Annotated in this window: 14 protein-coding genes; 12 read left to right on the top strand and 2 right to left on the bottom strand. The window is 67.5% G+C overall.

All coding sequences use genetic code 11. The features are described from left to right. Window positions 1–12: 12 nt before the first annotated feature. A complete protein-coding gene (gene gatC, locus ACYJSS_RS14555) occupies window positions 13–300 on the bottom strand; it encodes an Asp-tRNA(Asn)/Glu-tRNA(Gln) amidotransferase subunit GatC (protein WP_021217764.1) in 288 nt (95 codons plus the stop codon). 218 nt (window positions 301–518) lie between these two features. Between gatC and mreB the strand changes: the two genes are divergently transcribed. Genes mreB through tldD form a run of 8 tightly spaced genes read left to right on the top strand, consistent with a single transcriptional unit; the run spans window position 519 to window position 11,416 of the window. Next, the gene (mreB, locus tag ACYJSS_RS14550; protein ID WP_021217765.1) at window positions 519–1,556 is read left to right on the top strand and encodes a rod shape-determining protein MreB; all 1,038 of its coding nucleotides are present in this window, start codon (window positions 519–521) and stop codon (window positions 1,554–1,556) included. A 33-nt stretch (window positions 1,557–1,589) separates the two neighbouring features. Continuing rightward, complete coding sequence (mreC, locus tag ACYJSS_RS14545; RefSeq protein ID WP_256604860.1) at window positions 1,590–2,624, top strand: rod shape-determining protein MreC; 1,035 nt, start codon at window positions 1,590–1,592, stop codon at window positions 2,622–2,624. Next, a complete protein-coding gene (gene mreD, locus ACYJSS_RS14540) occupies window positions 2,624–3,112 on the top strand; it encodes a rod shape-determining protein MreD (RefSeq protein WP_111263657.1) in 489 nt (162 codons plus the stop codon). Before mreC ends, mreD begins: the two co-directional genes overlap by 1 nt. Before the next feature lie 49 nt (window positions 3,113–3,161). Continuing rightward, entirely contained in the window at window positions 3,162–3,755 is a 594-nt protein-coding gene (locus tag ACYJSS_RS14535; RefSeq protein ID WP_111263656.1) for a Maf family protein, read from the top strand. A 9-nt stretch (window positions 3,756–3,764) separates the two neighbouring features. Beyond that, window positions 3,765–5,222 carry a ribonuclease G gene (gene rng, locus ACYJSS_RS14530; RefSeq protein WP_111263655.1) on the top strand — a complete coding sequence of 486 codons (1,458 nt, stop codon included), beginning with the start codon at window positions 3,765–3,767 and terminating at the stop codon, window positions 5,220–5,222. Window positions 5,223–5,236: 14 nt separating this feature from the next. Continuing rightward, window positions 5,237–9,067: a YhdP family protein gene (locus ACYJSS_RS14525; RefSeq protein ID WP_111263654.1), complete on the top strand. Its 3,831-nt coding sequence runs from the start codon at window positions 5,237–5,239 to the stop codon at window positions 9,065–9,067. A 55-nt stretch (window positions 9,068–9,122) separates the two neighbouring features. After that, window positions 9,123–9,977, top strand: a complete 855-nt coding sequence (locus ACYJSS_RS14520; RefSeq protein WP_111263653.1) for a carbon-nitrogen hydrolase family protein — start codon at window positions 9,123–9,125, stop codon at window positions 9,975–9,977. Continuing rightward, window positions 9,974–11,416 (top strand): metalloprotease TldD, encoded by a 1,443-nt coding sequence (gene tldD, locus ACYJSS_RS14515; protein WP_111263652.1) that lies wholly within the window; start codon window positions 9,974–9,976, stop codon window positions 11,414–11,416. The genes ACYJSS_RS14520 and tldD overlap by 4 nt, the downstream gene beginning before the upstream one ends. A 57-nt stretch (window positions 11,417–11,473) precedes the next feature. Here the strand turns inward: tldD and yjgA are convergent, their stop codons facing one another. Then, the gene (gene yjgA, locus ACYJSS_RS14510) at window positions 11,474–11,995 is read right to left on the bottom strand and encodes a ribosome biogenesis factor YjgA (RefSeq protein ID WP_111263651.1); all 522 of its coding nucleotides are present in this window, start codon (window positions 11,993–11,995) and stop codon (window positions 11,474–11,476) included. A 145-nt stretch (window positions 11,996–12,140) separates the two neighbouring features. Here yjgA and pmbA point away from each other — a divergent pair, with 145 nt between their 5' ends. From pmbA to ACYJSS_RS14490, 4 genes are all read left to right on the top strand, one after another. After that, complete coding sequence (pmbA, locus tag ACYJSS_RS14505) at window positions 12,141–13,487, top strand: metalloprotease PmbA (protein WP_111263650.1); 1,347 nt, start codon at window positions 12,141–12,143, stop codon at window positions 13,485–13,487. A gap of 275 nt (window positions 13,488–13,762) precedes the next feature. After that, window positions 13,763–14,155 (top strand): FagA protein, encoded by a 393-nt coding sequence (locus ACYJSS_RS14500; protein WP_111263649.1) that lies wholly within the window; start codon window positions 13,763–13,765, stop codon window positions 14,153–14,155. Next, window positions 14,152–15,528, top strand: coding sequence for a class II fumarate hydratase FumC (fumC, locus tag ACYJSS_RS14495; protein WP_111263648.1), 1,377 nt, complete (start codon window positions 14,152–14,154; stop codon window positions 15,526–15,528). The genes ACYJSS_RS14500 and fumC overlap by 4 nt, the downstream gene beginning before the upstream one ends. A gap of 53 nt (window positions 15,529–15,581) precedes the next feature. Beyond that, window positions 15,582–16,028, top strand: coding sequence for a tetratricopeptide repeat protein (locus ACYJSS_RS14490; protein WP_111263647.1), 447 nt, complete (start codon window positions 15,582–15,584; stop codon window positions 16,026–16,028). The last annotated feature ends 6 nt before the right edge of the window (window positions 16,029–16,034 follow it).

The raw sequence follows: 16,034 nt of genomic DNA, 5'->3' as shown, positions 1-16,034 counted from the left end.
TAACCCTTTTCCTTAGTCGATGACTTTGGGGACGAGGTAGAGGCCATTCTCGACGGCCGGCGCGATGGCCTGGTAGGCGTCGCGGTGGTTTTCCTCGGTCACTTCGTCAGCGCGCAGGCGCTGGGTTGCTTCGAGGGGGTGGGCCAACGGCTCGATGCCGTCGGTATCCACGGCCTGCATCGCGTCGATCAGGCCGAGGATGTTGTTGAGGGTCTCGGTGGTACGCGGGATATCGCCGTCGTTCAGGCCCAGGCGGGCGAGATGGGCGATCTTTTCCACGTCGGAGCGTTCAAGCGCCATCGGGTTCTCCAACTGAGGTGCGGTCAGCGCGGTGCTCGGGACCGTGCGGGAAGGGCGCCGGGAACGGCACCGCGAACGGGCGGTCAAAGGCCGCGATGATGGGCCCAGAGGCCCGGAAAAACCGGCAATTTAACATATCGGCGCCTTGCCCAAAATCCCTGTCGTTGTTAGAGTTTGCCGCACTTTTTTACCCACGCGTTGCCTAGGGTCCCTCTCCCATGTTCAAGAAACTGCGTGGCATGTTTTCCAGCGATCTGTCGATCGACCTGGGCACTGCCAATACCCTGATTTATGTGCGCGAACGCGGCATCGTCCTGAACGAGCCGTCCGTGGTCGCCATTCGTAACCACGGCAACCAGAAAAGCGTCGTGGCCGTCGGCACCGAGGCCAAGCGCATGCTCGGTCGTACCCCCGGCAACATTTCCGCTATCCGCCCGATGAAGGACGGCGTGATCGCCGACTTCAGCGTCTGCGAGAAGATGCTGCAGTACTTCATCAACAAGGTGCACGAGAACAGCTTCCTGCAGCCCAGCCCCCGCGTGCTGATCTGCGTTCCCTGCAAGTCCACCCAGGTCGAGCGTCGCGCCATCCGCGAATCCGCCCTGGGCGCCGGCGCCCGTGAAGTCTTCCTGATCGAGGAACCCATGGCCGCGGCCATCGGTGCCGGCCTGCCGGTCGAAGAGGCCCGTGGCTCCATGGTCGTCGACATCGGCGGCGGTACCACCGAGATCGCCCTGATCTCCCTGAACGGTGTGGTCTACGCCGAATCCGTACGCGTGGGCGGCGACCGCTTCGACGAGTCCATCGTCACCTACGTGCGCCGCAACTACGGCAGCCTGATCGGCGAATCCACCGCCGAGCGCATCAAGCAGGAAATCGGCACCGCCTTCCCGGGTGGCGAGGTCCGCGAGATCGACGTCCGTGGCCGCAACCTGGCCGAAGGCGTGCCGCGCAGCTTCACCCTGAACTCCAACGAGGTTCTGGAAGCGCTGCAGGAATCCCTGGCCACCATCGTCCAGGCGGTCAAGAGCGCCCTGGAGCAATCCCCGCCGGAGCTGGCTTCCGACATCGCCGAGCGCGGCCTGGTGCTGACCGGTGGCGGTGCGCTGCTGCGCGACCTCGACAAGCTCCTGTCCCAGGAAACCGGCCTGCCGGTGATCGTCGCCGAGGACCCGCTGACCTGCGTGGCCCGTGGCGGTGGTCGTGCCCTGGAAATGATGGATCGTCACGCAATGGACCTGCTCTCCACCGAGTAAGGTCGGAGAGCCATTGCACCAGAGGAGCGGGTCATAAAACCGCTATTCGCCAAGGGACCTTCGCTCGGCGTGCGCCTGTTGGTGTTCGCCGTGCTTTCTGCCGCCTTGATGGTGGTGGATGCCCGCTTCGATACCTTGAAACCGGCACGCAGCCAGATGGGCCTCGTGCTGACGCCCTTCTATTGGCTGGCCGATCTGCCGGTACGCCTCTGGGATGGCGTCAGCGACCAGTTCACCAGCCGCAGCACCCTGATCGCCGAGAACGAGAAGCTCAAGGCCGAAGGCCTGCTGATGCAGCGTCGCCTGCAGAAGCTGGCGGCCCTGACCGAGCAGAACGTGCGCCTGCGCGAGCTGCTCAACTCTTCCGCCCTGGTGGACGACAAGGTCCTGGTGGGCGAACTGATCGGCGTCGACCCGAACCCCTTCACCCACCGCATCCTGGTGGACAAGGGCGAGAAGGACGGCGTCTTCCTCGGCCAGCCGGTGCTCGACGCCCGCGGCCTGATGGGCCAGGTGGTGGAGGTCATGCCCTACACCGCCCGCGTCCTGCTGCTCACCGATACCACCCACAGCATTCCCGTGCAGGTGAATCGCAACGGCCTGCGCGCCATCGCCAGCGGCACCGGGAACCCGGAACGCCTGGAGCTGCGCCACGTGGCCGATACCGCGGATATCAAGGAAGGCGACCTGCTGGTGAGCTCCGGCCTCGGCCAGCGCTTCCCCGCCGGCTATCCGGTGGCGACGGTCAAGGAGGTCATCCACGACTCCGGCCAGCCCTTCGCCATCGTCCGTGCCGTGCCCACCGCTGCACTGAACCGCAGCCGCTACCTGCTGCTGGTGTTCACCGATACGCGCAGCCCCGAACAGCGTGCCAACGACTCGGCCGAAGCCCAGGAGGCGGCCGATCGCGAGGCCGCTGGCAAGCCCGGCGGCACACCCGCTACCGGTGCCGCTCCGGGGACTGCTGCACCTGCTGCACCTGCTGCCACGACGCCTTCCGTACCGGCCCCGGCCGGCGCGGCATCTTCGACACCGGCCACGCCGCCCGCCAACCGGGAGAACCGCTGATGGTCAGCGCCCGCTCGAACAATGGCTGGGTGATCTGGTTCAGCCTGGTCCTGGCGCTGTTGCTCAGCGTCGCGCCCATGCCGACCTTCATGGAAGTCGGGCGGCCGCTGTGGCCCGCGCTGCTGCTCACCTACTGGACCCTGGCCCTGCCGCACCGCGTGGGGATGACCACCGCCTGGCTGGTGGGAATCGCCCAGGACGTGCTCTACGGCACCCTGCTGGGGCAGAACGCGCTGATCCTGGCGCTGATCACCTTCCTCGTGCTGGCCCTGCACCAGCGCTTGCGCATGTTTCCCATGTGGCAACAGAGTCTGGTGCTGATGGTGGTCTTCGGCCTGGCCCAGCTGGTGCAGCTGTGGCTCAACGCCCTGACCGGCAACCGCCCGCCGACGCTGTTGTTCCTCTTGCCCGCCCTGGTCAGCGCCTTGCTCTGGCCCTGGGTTTTCGCCGCCCTGCGCGGCCTGAGCCGCCGTCTCAACGTCAACTGACCGGCCCGCGGCCATGCCGCGTGCCTTCTCGACATGGAGAAGTCCCAGCATGGCCACGCTCCACCTGGCATCCGGCTCGCCCCGCCGCCGCGAACTGCTCGCCCAGATCGGCGTCCCCTTCCAGGTTCTTTCCGCTGCCATCGATGAGTCCGTACGCCCCGGCGAGACGGCCGAGGGCTACGTCGAGCGCCTGGCCCGTGAAAAGGCCGCCGCCGGCCTGGCTGCGCTCGGTGATGCCGCAGCCGGCACCTGCGTGCTGGGGGCCGACACCTCGGTGGTGCTCGATGGCCGTATCCTCGGCAAACCCCTGGATCGCGACCATGCCCTGGCCATGCTGGCGGACCTCTCCGGGCGCGAACACCAGGTGCTGACCGCCGTGGCGGTGGCCCAATCCGGCCTGTGCCGCTCGCGCCTGGTGACCAGTCGGGTACGCTTGCGTGTCATCCCCCAGGCCGAGCGCGAGGCCTACTGGGCCACCGGTGAACCGCTGGACAAGGCGGGCGGCTACGCCATCCAGGGGCTCGGTGCGGTGTTCGTCGAGAATATCCAGGGGAGTTATTCCGCCGTTGTGGGTCTACCGTTGCTGGAAACGGCGGACTTGCTGGGCGAATTCGGCATTTCTGTTTGGCAGCGGGTCGGGTAGGTTCTCAGCATGAGCGAAGAGATTCTGATCAATATCACGCCGATGGAATCGCGCGTGGCGGTGGTGGAGAACGGGGTGCTGCAGGAGGTGCATGTCGAGCGCACCCAGCGCCGTGGCATCGTCGGCAACATCTACAAGGGCAAGGTGGTGCGGGTGCTGCCGGGCATGCAGGCGGCCTTCGTCGACATCGGCCTCGACCGTGCGGCCTTCATCCACGCCTCGGAGATTTCCAACCGCGAAGGCAGTGCGGTGGAGAACATCACCGCCCTGGTCCACGAGGGCCAGGCCCTGGTGGTACAGGTGACCAAGGACCCCATCGGCAGCAAGGGCGCACGCCTGACCACGCAGCTGTCCATACCCTCGCGCTACCTGGTCTACATGCCGCGCACCGCGCATGTGGGCATCTCGCTGAAGATCGAGGACGAGGCCGAGCGCGAGCGCCTCAAGCAGGTGGTCGCCGACTGCGTCGCCGCCGAAGGCATCGAGGAGACCGGTGGCTTCATCCTGCGGACCGCTGCCGACGGCGCGCGGGCGGAGGAAATCCTCGTCGACATCCGTTACCTGCGCCGCCTGTGGGAGCAGATTTCCTCGCAGATGCAGAGCGCCCCGGCGCCTTCGGTCATCTACGAAGACCTGAGCCTGGCCCTGCGCACCCTGCGTGACCTGGTGAACCCGCGGATCGAGAAGATCCGCATCGACTCCCGCGAGACCTTCCAGAAGGTCACCCAGTTCGTCGACGAGCTGATGCCCGAGATCGCCGACCGCCTGGAGCACTACCCCGGCGAGCGCCCGATCTTCGATCTGTACGGCGTCGAGGACGAGATCCAGAAGGCGCTGGAGCGCAAGGTGCTGCTGAAGTCCGGCGGCTACCTGATCATCGACCCCACCGAGGCGATGACAACCATCGACGTGAACACCGGCGCCTTCGTCGGCCATCGCACGCTCGAAGAGACCATCTTCAAGACCAACCTCGAGGCGGCCACCGCCATCGCCCGCCAGCTGCGCCTGCGCAACCTGGGCGGCATCATCATCATCGACTTCATCGACATGGAGGATGAGGAGCACCAGCGCCAGGTCCTGCGGACGCTGGAGAAGCAGCTGGAGCGGGACCACGCCAAGACCAACATCATCGGCATCACCGAGCTCGGCCTGGTGCAGATGACCCGCAAGCGCACCCGTGAAAGCCTGATGCAGAACCTCTGCGAACCCTGCCCGAGCTGCCAGGGCCGCGGCATGCTGAAGACCGCCGAGACCATCTGCTACGAGATCTTCCGCGAGATCCTCCGCGAGGCCCGTGCCTACCAGGCCGAGGGCTACCTGGTGCTGGCCAACCAGAAGGTGGTGGACCGCCTGCTGGATGAGGAGTCGGGCAACGTTGCCGATCTCGAGGCCTTCATCGGGCGCACCATCAAGTTCCAGGTCGAGAGCATGTATTCCCAGGAGCAATACGATGTCGTGCTGCTCTGAGGGCCTGAACTGATATGGCGCGCAAGGGCCTGTCCCTCGTCACCCTGCTGCGTACCCTGCTGGCGCTCTGCGCGCTGGGCCTGGTGCTCGCCGCCCTCTATGTGAGCCTCGGTCGGCAACTGGTGCCGCTGGTGGCCGAGTACCGGGGCGAAGTCCAGGAGAAGGCCCGCGAGGCCCTTGGCGAACCCCTGCTGATCGGCAGCCTCGAAGGGCGCTGGCAGGGCATGGGGCCGGTGCTGGTCGCCCATGACGTCACGCTCGGGGAGGGCGACGAGGTCCTGCGCCTGGACCAGGTGCGCGTGGTGCCCGACCTGCTCGGCAGCCTGCTGGCGCGCAGTGCGCGCATCGCCAGCCTCGAGGTCGAAGGCCTGCAGCTACAGGTACAACAGGACGAAGCCGGCAAGTGGACCCTGGCCGGCATGCCCGCCCGGGACGACCAGGCTCCGTTCGATGCGCGCAAGCTGCTCGATGGCTTCAAGTACGTCCAGCGCCTGTCCCTGCTCAACAGCCAGGTCACCCTGGAGCCCTGGAAGCAGAAGCCGGTCACCTTCACCTATGTACAGACGACCCTCAGCGGCAGCGCAGCCCGGCAGCGCCTGGACGGCCGCCTGACGCTGCCGGACGGCCAGCCGCTGAGCCTGCGCCTGCGCACCCGCATCGATCCCGACGCGCTGCTGGGCAGCGAGGCGGAGATCTACCTCAGCCTGCCCCAGAGCGACTGGGCGCGCTGGTTGCCCAGGAGCCTGACCCGTGACTGGCGTGTCGAGCAGCTCAAGGGGGGGGGCGAACTCTGGGCCGATTGGAAGCGCGGCGCCCTGCAAGGCGCGGTGGCCCGGTTGCATGTCGGCGAACTGCGCGGCAGCTACGCGCAGCGCAAGCCCGTGGCCGTCCAGGACCTGGCGGTGGACGCCTATTTCAATCGCAGCGACAAGGGCATGAGCCTGCTGCTGGATTCCCTGGCGGTGAGCGTCGGCGAGCAGCGCTACAGCAACGCCCACATCCGCCTGGAGCAGGTGCAGGACAACGGGCAGGGCGAGGCCGAGTGGAAGCTCGCCGCCGACCGCCTCGACCTCGATCCCCTGGTGCCGCTGGTGGAGGGCCTGGTGCCGCTGCCGGACCTGGCCGCGGAACTGGTCAGCGGGCTCAAGCCCCGTGGTGCGCTGCGCAATCTGCAGGCGGTCTACCGGCCCCAGGTGGAGGGTGCCCGGCGCATCGGCTTCAGCGCCAACCTGGAGCGCATCACCTTCAATGCCGTGCATGGCGCGCCGGCGGCCGAGAACGTCAGTGGCAGCATCACCGGCGACCTGGCCGGCGGCGAGCTGCGGATGGATTCCGATGATTTCGCCCTGCACCTCGATCACCTGTTCCCCAAGCCCTGGCGCTACCGCGAGGCGCACGCGCGCCTGACCTGGAAGCTGGATGACCAGGCGTTCACCCTGATCAGCCCCTACCTCCAGGTGGTCGGCGATGAAGGCAAGGTCGCAGGCGACTTCCTCATCCGCCTGCTGCGCGACCCGGCCCAGGAGGACTACATGGACCTGCGCGTCGGCCTGCACGACGGCGATGCGCGCTACACCGAGAAATACCTGCCGACCCTCTCCAGCGGCCTCAGCCCGGCCCTGGCCGAGTGGCTGAAGACCGCCATCAAGGGCGGCGCGGTCGACGAGGGGTTCTTCCAGTACCAGGGCTCGCTGCAGCACGACTCGGTGCCGGAATCGCGATCCATCAGCCTGTTCTTCAAGGTCCACGATGCCGAGCTCGCCTACCAGCCCGGCTGGCCGGCGCTGCGCGAGGCCCGTGGCGATGTGTTCATCGAGGACAGCGGCGTGCGGGTGCGGGTGCCCAGTGCGCGCATTCTCGACAGCCGCATCAGCGATGCGCGTGCCGATGTGCCCCACGTCGAGCATGGCCAGGTGCCGCGCCTGCGGGTCCGGGCCAAGCTGGACAGCAGCTTCGGCGATGGCCTGAAGATCATGCAGGAAGCGCCGACGCCAGCCGCCGAGGTGATGGCCGGCTGGCAGGGCGAAGGCACCCTGGATGGCAGCCTGGACCTGGACATCCCGCTGGAGAAGGCCGGTGGCGAGCCCCGGGTGATCGTCGACCTGGCGACCCGTGAATCGCGCTTGAAGTTCGCCAAGCCGAGCCTCGAACTCACCGACCTCGACGGCGCCTTCCGCTTCGATACCGCCAGCGGCCTCAGCTCGCCGCAGATACGCGGCAAGGCCTTCGGTCGCGAAGTCACCGCCAAGGCGGTCGCCGAAGGGCGCAATGGCAAGGGCCGCACGCGCATCCAGGCCAGCGGCCGCGCCGCGATCAAGGATGTCTCGGGCTGGCTGGGCGTGACCCGGCCCCTGCCGGTCGCCGGCGATGTTCCCTACCAGCTCGACCTGTTGCTGGATGGCAAGGACAGCCAGTTGCGCATCGCCTCCAGCCTCAAGGGCGTATCCGTCGACCTGCCGGCGCCTTTCGGCAAGGCTGCCGACGAGGTGCGTGACAGCCAGTGGCGCATGACCCTGGATGGCCCGGAGCGGCGCTACTGGTTCGACTATGGTGGGCGCGCCAACCTCGCGGTTGCCGCGCCCGCGACGGATTTCACCCAGGCACGCGGCGAACTGCTGCTGGGTTCGGGCAGCGCGAGCATGCCGTCGAACCGCGGCATCCGGGTGCGCGGCACCCTGGACGAGCTGGACCTGGCGGCCTGGCAGGCGGTGCGGGATCGCTACGCCGCCAAGGACGCCGGTGACGCCGTCGGCCTGCTGCAGGGCGCGGACCTGCGCATCGGTCATTTCAGCGGCATGGGCATGAGCCTTGAGGATTTCCGCATCGGCCTGGCGCGGGGCGATGCGTTGTGGAAAGTCGATCTGGACAGCGACCTGCTGCAGGGCAGCGTCAACCTGCCCGATGCCGAGGGGGCGCCCATCGTCGTCGACATGGCCCGCGTGCGCCTGCCCAAGCCGCCGGAGAACGACGAGGCGGCGGAGGCCAGCCCCGACCCGCTCAAGGACATCGACCCCCATTCCATTCCGGCGCTCGATGTGCGCATCGCCCAGGTGCAGTTCGGCGACGAGCCGCTGGGGGCCTGGTCGCTCAAGGCGCGGCCGACGGCCCAGGGCACCCTGTTCAGCGATCTCGACCTCAACCTCAAGGGCCTCAAGATCACCGGCTCCACCGGCTGGGAGGGCAACGCCGGGGCGAGCTCCAGCTGGTACAAGGGGCGCCTGGAGGGCAAGAACCTGGCCGATGTGCTGCTGGCCTGGAACTACGCGCCCACCGCCACCAGCGAACGTTTCCGCCTGGACGCCGATGGTCGCTGGCCGGGCTCGCCGGCCTGGGTCAGCCTCAAGCGGTTCTCCGGCACCCTGGACGCCAGCCTGCGCAAGGGGCAGTTCGTCGAGGTCGAGGGCAGTGCCCAGGCGCTGCGTGTGTTCGGCCTGCTGAATTTCAACTCCATCGGCCGCCGCCTGCGCCTGGACTTCTCCGACCTGCTCGGCAAGGGCCTGGCCTATGACCGGGTGAAGGGCCTGCTGGTGGGCAGCGAGGGCGTCTTCGTCACCCGCCAGCCCATCGTCCTCGAAGGGCCCTCCAGCGGTGTCGAGCTCAAGGGCACGCTGGACATGGCCCACGACACCATCGACGCCAAGCTGCTGGTGACCCTGCCGGTGACCAACAACCTGCCGCTGGCCGCGCTGATCGTCGGCGCCCCGGCCATCGGCGGTGCACTGTTCGTCGTGGACAAGCTGCTGGGTGACAAGGTCGCGCGCTTCGCCAGCGTGCAGTACGAGGTGAAAGGGCCGCTGACGGAGCCGAAGATCAGTTTCGACAAGCCGTTCGAGAAGCCCAATTGATTCCGTCGGCCACGCGCTGGAGTAGCATGCGGCGATACCCGCTGTGGAGAATGCCATGACCTTCGCGGTGATCCAGATGGTCAGCCAGGACGATGTCCTGGCCAATCTTGCAGCCGCTCGTCGCCTGCTCGAGTCCGCCGCCGGGCGCGGTGCCCGCCTCGCCGTGCTGCCCGAGAACTTCGCCGCCATGGGCCGCCGCGACTACGGTGCGATCGGCCGCGCCGAAGCCCGGGGCGAGGGGCCGATCCTGCCCTGGTTGAAACAGACGGCGCGCGACCTCAGGTTATGGGTGGTCGCCGGAACCCTGCCGTTACCGCCGGACGATGCTCCGGATGCCAAGCCCAACGCCTGTTCGCTGCTGGTGGACGACCAGGGCGAGCGGGTCGCGCGCTACGACAAGATCCACCTTTTCGATGTCGATGTGGCCGATGCCCGTGGGCGCTACCGCGAGTCGGACGACTACGCCTTCGGTGATCGCGTGGTGGTCGCCGACACCCCCGTGGGGCGGCTGGGCCTGACGGTCTGCTACGACCTGCGCTTCCCCGAGCTCTACGGGGCGCTGCGCGAGGCCGGGGCCGAGCTGATCACCGCGCCGTCGGCCTTCACGGCGGTGACCGGCGCGGCGCACTGGCAGGTGCTGGTGAGGGCCCGTGCCATCGAGACGCAGTGCTATGTGCTGGCGGCGGGGCAGGGTGGCGTTCATCCGGGGCCGCGCGAGACGTTCGGGCATTCGTCTATCGTCGACCCATGGGGTCGTGTGCTGGCCGAGCAGGCCAGCGGTGAAGCGGTGCTGATGGCCAGCCGTGATGCGGACGAACAGCTGGCGGTGCGCCAGCGCATGCCGGTGACGGCACACAGAAGATTCTTGACGCCGGCCGCACCTGCGCCTGCGAGAACGGAGAAGTTATGAGCCAATTGTTGTTATCCGTCAGTGACCAGCTGCTGGCACCCGGCGGCCTCACCATCGAGCAGCTGCCGGGCGTGCTGGGCGAACTCGCCGGCCCGGGCATCGACGCTGCCGACCTGTACTTCCATGGCCAGGTCTCCGAGTCCTGGGTGCTGGAGGACGGCATCGTCAAGGACGGCAGCTTCCATCTCGACCAGGGCGTGGGCGTACGCGCGCAGTCCGGCGAGAAGACCGGTTTCGCCTACAGCAACGCGATCACTGCCGACGCCCTGGGCCAGGCGGCCCGCGCCGCACGCTCCATCGCCCGCGCCGGGCAGCAGGGCCGCGTACAGGCCTTCGCCAGCCCTGACGTGGCGCGGCTCTATGCACCTGACAGCCCGCTGGACGTGATCGACCGGGCGGAGAAGGTCGAGCTGCTCAAGCGCATCGACGTCGCCACCCGGGCGCTGGACCCGCGAATCAAGCAGGTCACCGTCAGCCTGGCCGGGGTCTGGGAGCACATCCTGGTCGCTGCCAGCGATGGCAGCCTGGGCGCCGACGTGCGACCGCTGGTGCGCTTCAACGTCAGTGTCATCGTCGAGCAGAACGGTCGTCGCGAGCGTGGCGGCCATGGCGGCGGCGGGCGTACCGACTACCGCTATTTCCTCCAGGAGGACCGCGCCATGGGCTACGCCCGCGAGGCGCTGCGCCAGGCACTGGTCAACCTCGAAGCCATCCCGGCACCGGCAGGAACCCTGCCGGTGGTGATGGGCGCGGGCTGGTCCGGCGTGCTGCTTCACGAAGCGGTGGGCCATGGCCTGGAGGGCGATTTCAACCGCAAGGGCAGCTCGGCGTACAGCGGGCGGATCGGCGAGAAGGTCGCCTCCAGCCTCTGCACCATCGTCGACGACGGCACCCTGGCGGGCCGTCGCGGCTCGCTGAGCCTGGACGACGAGGGCACGCCGACCCAGTGCACCACGCTGATCGAGAACGGCGTGCTCAAGGGCTACATGCAGGACAAGCTCAACGCCCGCCTGATGGGCGTGGCGCCCACCGGCAACGGCCGTCGCGAGTCCTATGCGCACCTGCCGATGCCGCGCATGACCAACACCTACATGCTGGCGGGGGAGAGCGACCCCGAGGAGATCATCGCGTCGGTGGAGCGCGGCATCTATTGCGCCAACCTGGGCGGCGGCCAGGTCGACATCACCAGCGGCAAGTTCGTGTTCTCCACCAGCGAGGCCTACCTGATCGAGAACGGCAAGATCACTGCGCCGGTCAAGGGCGCGACCCTGATCGGCAACGGCCCGGAGGCGATGAGCCGGGTTTCCATGGTCGGCAACGACTTGGCGCTGGACAGCGGCGTGGGCACCTGCGGCAAGGATGGGCAATCGGTGCCCGTGGGCGTGGGTCAGCCGACGCTGAAGATCGATGCGATCACGGTGGGAGGTACGGGCGCTTGAGGAGGGGCGTTGGGCGCTCGAAGCCGTGGACTCCCGGCTTCGAGCTTCCTGCGGCCTTTAACGCAGTCCGCGCTGGGTTTCGTCCAGGTCGCGGATGTATTTGAAGACCTTGCGCGCCGCGGCCGGCGGTTTGTTACGGGCCGCTTCGTGCTGGGCATGACGGATCAGGCTGCGCAGGTGCTGGCGGTCGGTTTCCGGGTATTCGACGACGAAGGATTCCAGGGTGCTGTCGTCCCCGCCGATGAGGCGGTCGCGCCAGCGCTCCAGGTTGTGGAAGCGCTCGTTGTACTGGCGGGTCGAGGCGTCGAGCTGGTCGACGAGGGCGACGATGGCCTCGATGTCCTGCTCGCGCATGAGCTTGCCGATGTATTGCAGGTGGCGCTTGCGGGCGATGTGGGCCTTGTGCTTCGGCGCTTCCAGCAGGGCCTTCTGCAGCGCATCGGTCAGCGGCAGCTTGGCGAGAACATCGGGTTTGAGCGTGGTCAGACGTTCACCGAGGTCCTGCAGGGCGTGCAGCTCTTTCTTGACCTGGGTTTTGCTCTTCTCTCCGGAGAAGTCGTCGTCGAGGTATTCAGACATGGGGGCGATCCAGTGGGAAACGCCGCCATGATAACCAGTCGGACGGGGATTGTCCGGCCCGGCTGGCGCCGCAATGATGCGGTCCGTGGGGCGGTGCGCCGGGTGCGTCCGCCCCGTCGAAAGGGTTTTGTGAACTGGAGTGGCTATGAGTGAAGTAGAAGTGGTCGGCCCGCAGGCCTTGCCCGAGTTGCAGGCACGGGTCGAACGCATCCTCGCCGAAGCCGGTCGCCAGGGTGCGACGGCCTGCGAGGTCGCGGTTTCGGTGGAGCAGGGTTTGTCGACCACGGTGCGCCAGCGCGAGGTGGAGACCGTCGAATTCAACCGCGATCAGGGCTTCGGCATCACCCTGTACGTGGGCCAGCGCAAGGGCTCGGCCAGTACCTCGGCGACCGGCGATGACGCCATCCGCGAGACGGTGGCGGCCGCGCTGGCCATCGCCAGGCACGCGTCCGAGGACGAGTGCGCCGGCCTCGCCGATCGCGGCCTGATGGCCCGCGACCTGCCGGACCTGGACCTCTACCACCCTTGGGCCATCACCCCCGAGCAGGCCGTGGAGCAGGCGCTGGTGTGCGAGGCGGCGGCCTTCGATGCCGACCCCCGCATCAGCAATGCCGATGGCACCACCCTCAGCACCCACCAGGGCTGCCGCGTCTACGGCAACAGCCATGGCTTCATCGGCGGCTACGCCAGCAGCCGGCACAGCCTGAGCTGCGTGATGATCGCCGGTGGCGAAGGGCAGATGCAGCGCGACTACTGGTACGACGTGAACCGCATCGGCACCCAGCTGACCGATGCGCAGGTCATCGGCCGCCGCGCCGCCGAACGCACGGTCAGCCGCCTGGGCGCGCGCCCGGTGCCCACCTGCGAGGTGCCGGTGCTGTTCGCTGCGGAACTGGCGACCGGGCTGTTCAGCAGCTTCCTGTCGGCGATCTCCGGCGGCAACCTCTACCGCAAGTCGTCCTTCCTCGAAGGAGCACTGGGGCAACGTCTGTTCCCAGAGTGGCTGAGCATCGACGAGCGCCCGCTGATCCCGCGCGCCATGGCCAGCGCCTCCTTCGACAATGACGGGCTGGCGACCTACGCCAAGCCGTTCGTGGAGAAGGGCGAATTGGTCTCCTACATCCTCGGCACCTATTCCGGCCGCAAGCTGGGCCTGCCCAGCACCGCGAACGCCGGGGGCGTGCACAACCTCTTCGTCACCCACGGGCAGGAAGACCAGAAGGCGTTGCTGCGTCGCATGGACCGGGGGCTGCTGGTGACCGAGCTGATGGGCCATGGCCTGAACATGGTCACCGGTGACTACTCACGTGGCGCAGCCGGCTATTGGGTGGAGAACGGCGAGATCCAGTTCCCCGTCCAGGAAGTCACCATCGCCGGCAACATGAAGGACATGTTCCGCCAGATCCTCGCCGTCGGCAGTGACCTGGAAGTACGAGGCAACATCCGCACCGGCTCGGTGCTGATCGAGCGGATGACGGTGGCGGGCAGCTGATCGCCCGGCCGTCGTCGAGGATGACGCGCCCTGGTGGCGCGTTTTTTATGGGCGTTTCTCCTGCGCCGATGGCCCCCAGCATGCTCGACGACACGACTTTCATGCGCTCCGGGAATCGGCGCTGTTGGGTGTCTTTTCACCAATCTGCCCACCATTGCCGTGAGGATTGCGTTCGCTGACGCGAGGCGGGGCAGCCTCCGACGCACTTTCACTTTGCAAGTGTCGGTAATGTTTATTATTCTCAAACGCGAATATTTGCTATTTGGGAATTCGCTGTGCAGTCCCGTCTCGACGAACCCCGGGCGTACTCCGATTGGCGCTGGCTTGGCCAGCGCATCCGCTGTGCCCTGACGCCGGATGAGCCGCGCCTGCTGACGCGCTTCCTCGACGATGGCCACGAGTTGGTCGTGCACCATGACCTGCCGGCCTGGCGCATTTTCGAAGGCAGCTTCCAGTTGCTGCTGGACAGCGCCACCGACCGCGCCCTGCCCTGGCACTGGCGCTGCTTGTGCCTCGATCACGCCTATCTACCCCTGCAGTCCCTGCGTCCGCTGGCGCGCGATCCGTTGCGCCGCCGGCGCCTGCTCGGGCTGCAGCGGCGCCTGGCAACCCTGCGCCTGGCGCCATCCCTGAGCTACATCGAACCGGAAGAAGGAAATACAGCGTGACTGATACCCGAATCGAACGCGACAGCATGGGCGAGCTGGAAGTGCCCGCCAAGGCGTTGTACGGCGCGCAGACCCAGCGGGCGGTGAACAACTTCCCGGTCTCCGGACAGCGCATGCCGGCAGCTTTCATTCGTGCACTGATCCTCGCCAAGGCTGCCGCTGCGCGGGCCAACGTCGACCTGGAGCAGATCAGCCCGGCCATGGGTGACGCCATCGTCAGCGCCTGCCAGGAGTTGCTGGCTGGCGACTTCATGGCGCACTTCCCGGTGGACGTGTTCCAGACCGGCTCCGGCACCAGTTCGAACATGAACGCCAACGAGGTGATCGCCACCCTGGCCAGCCGCCTGCTGGCGGAGAAGGTCAGCCCCAACGACCACGTCAACTGCGGGCAGAGCAGCAACGACATCATCCCGTCGAGCATCCACGCCAGCGCTGCCATCGAGGTGAGCGAGCGCCTGTTGCCCGCCCTCGGGCACCTGCTCAAGGTGCTCTGCGAGAAGTCCCTTGAAGTTCGCCCCTATGTGAAGACAGGCCGTACCCACCTGATGGACGCCATGCCGGTGCGCATGAGCCAGGTACTGGACGGCTGGGCCCAGCAGGTGCAGAGCAACATCGAGCACCTGCGTGCGCTGATGCCGAGCCTGCAGCAGCTGGCGCAAGGCGGTACCGCCGTCGGCACAGGGATCAATGCGCACCCGCGCTTCGCCGAGCGTTTCTGCGTCGAGCTCAACCTGCTCACCGGCCTGCAATTCACCCCGGGTAGCAACTTCTTCGCCCTGATCGGCTCCCAGGACACCGCGGTGGCCTTGTCCGGCCAGTTGAAGACGGTGGCGGTGACACTGATGAAGATCGCCAACGACCTGCGCTGGATGAACTCAGGTCCGCTGGCCGGCCTGGCCGAGATCGAACTGGAGGCGTTGCAGCCGGGCTCCTCGATCATGCCGGGCAAGGTCAACCCGGTGATCCCCGAAGCCACGGCCATGGTCGCCGCCCAGGTGATCGGCAATGACGCGGCGATCACGGTCGCCGGGCAGTCGGGCAACTTCGAGCTGAACGTGATGTTGCCGGTCATCGCCCACAACCTGCTGAACAGCATCCAGCTGCTCTCGAGCAGCAGCCAGTTGCTGGCCGACCGCGCGGTGGCGAGCTTCCGCGTCAATCAGCCGAAGCTGAACGAAGCGCTGTCGCGCAACCCCATCCTGGTCACTGCGCTGAACCCGATCATCGGCTACCTCAAGGCCGCCGAGATCGCCAAGCAGGCGTACCGGGAGGGCAGGGCGGTGATCGACGTGGCCGAGGAGAACACCGAGCTCGGCCGCGCCGAGCTGGAAAAGCTGCTCGACCCGGAGAAGCTCACCGAGGGCGGCCTCTAGCCGCGACCCGGGTGCCGCCCAGGCGGCGCCCTTCGCCCACCCGGAGGTGGCCGATGGAGTACTGGAAACGAACCATCGAGGCAGGCAACCACTGCTTCCGCGCCGGAGACTGGATCGAGGCGCGCGAGCGCTACCTGCAGGCCCTGGCCCAGGCGCAGATGCTCCTCGAGCGCTGGTCTGACCCGGACCAGGCGGTGGCCGCGTTCGTGGTCTCGCACCACAACCTGGCCGACCTGCACCTGATGCTCGGCCAACCGGAGGAGACTGCCGAGAACCTCTGCACCTGCCACGAGCGCCTGCTGCAGGTGCTGCGTGACACCAGCCTGCCCGAGGCGCTGCGCGACGTTGCCCTGCGCCATAGCCGCTGCACCTACAGCAGCCTGTTGCAGTTCATCCAGGAGCACGGCGCCTATCCCCGCACCGATCGCCTGCTCGGCATCGCCCCTGGGCACTCCTCGCAGGCGACGCCGCACCTTGCCCGCAGCCGCTACTACCACTGAACAAGG

This window comes from Pseudomonas sp. No.21 (assembly GCF_054558415.1).
The sequence above is the reverse complement of the archived record's forward strand: the minus strand, read 5'-3'. Positions and strand labels throughout refer to the sequence as shown.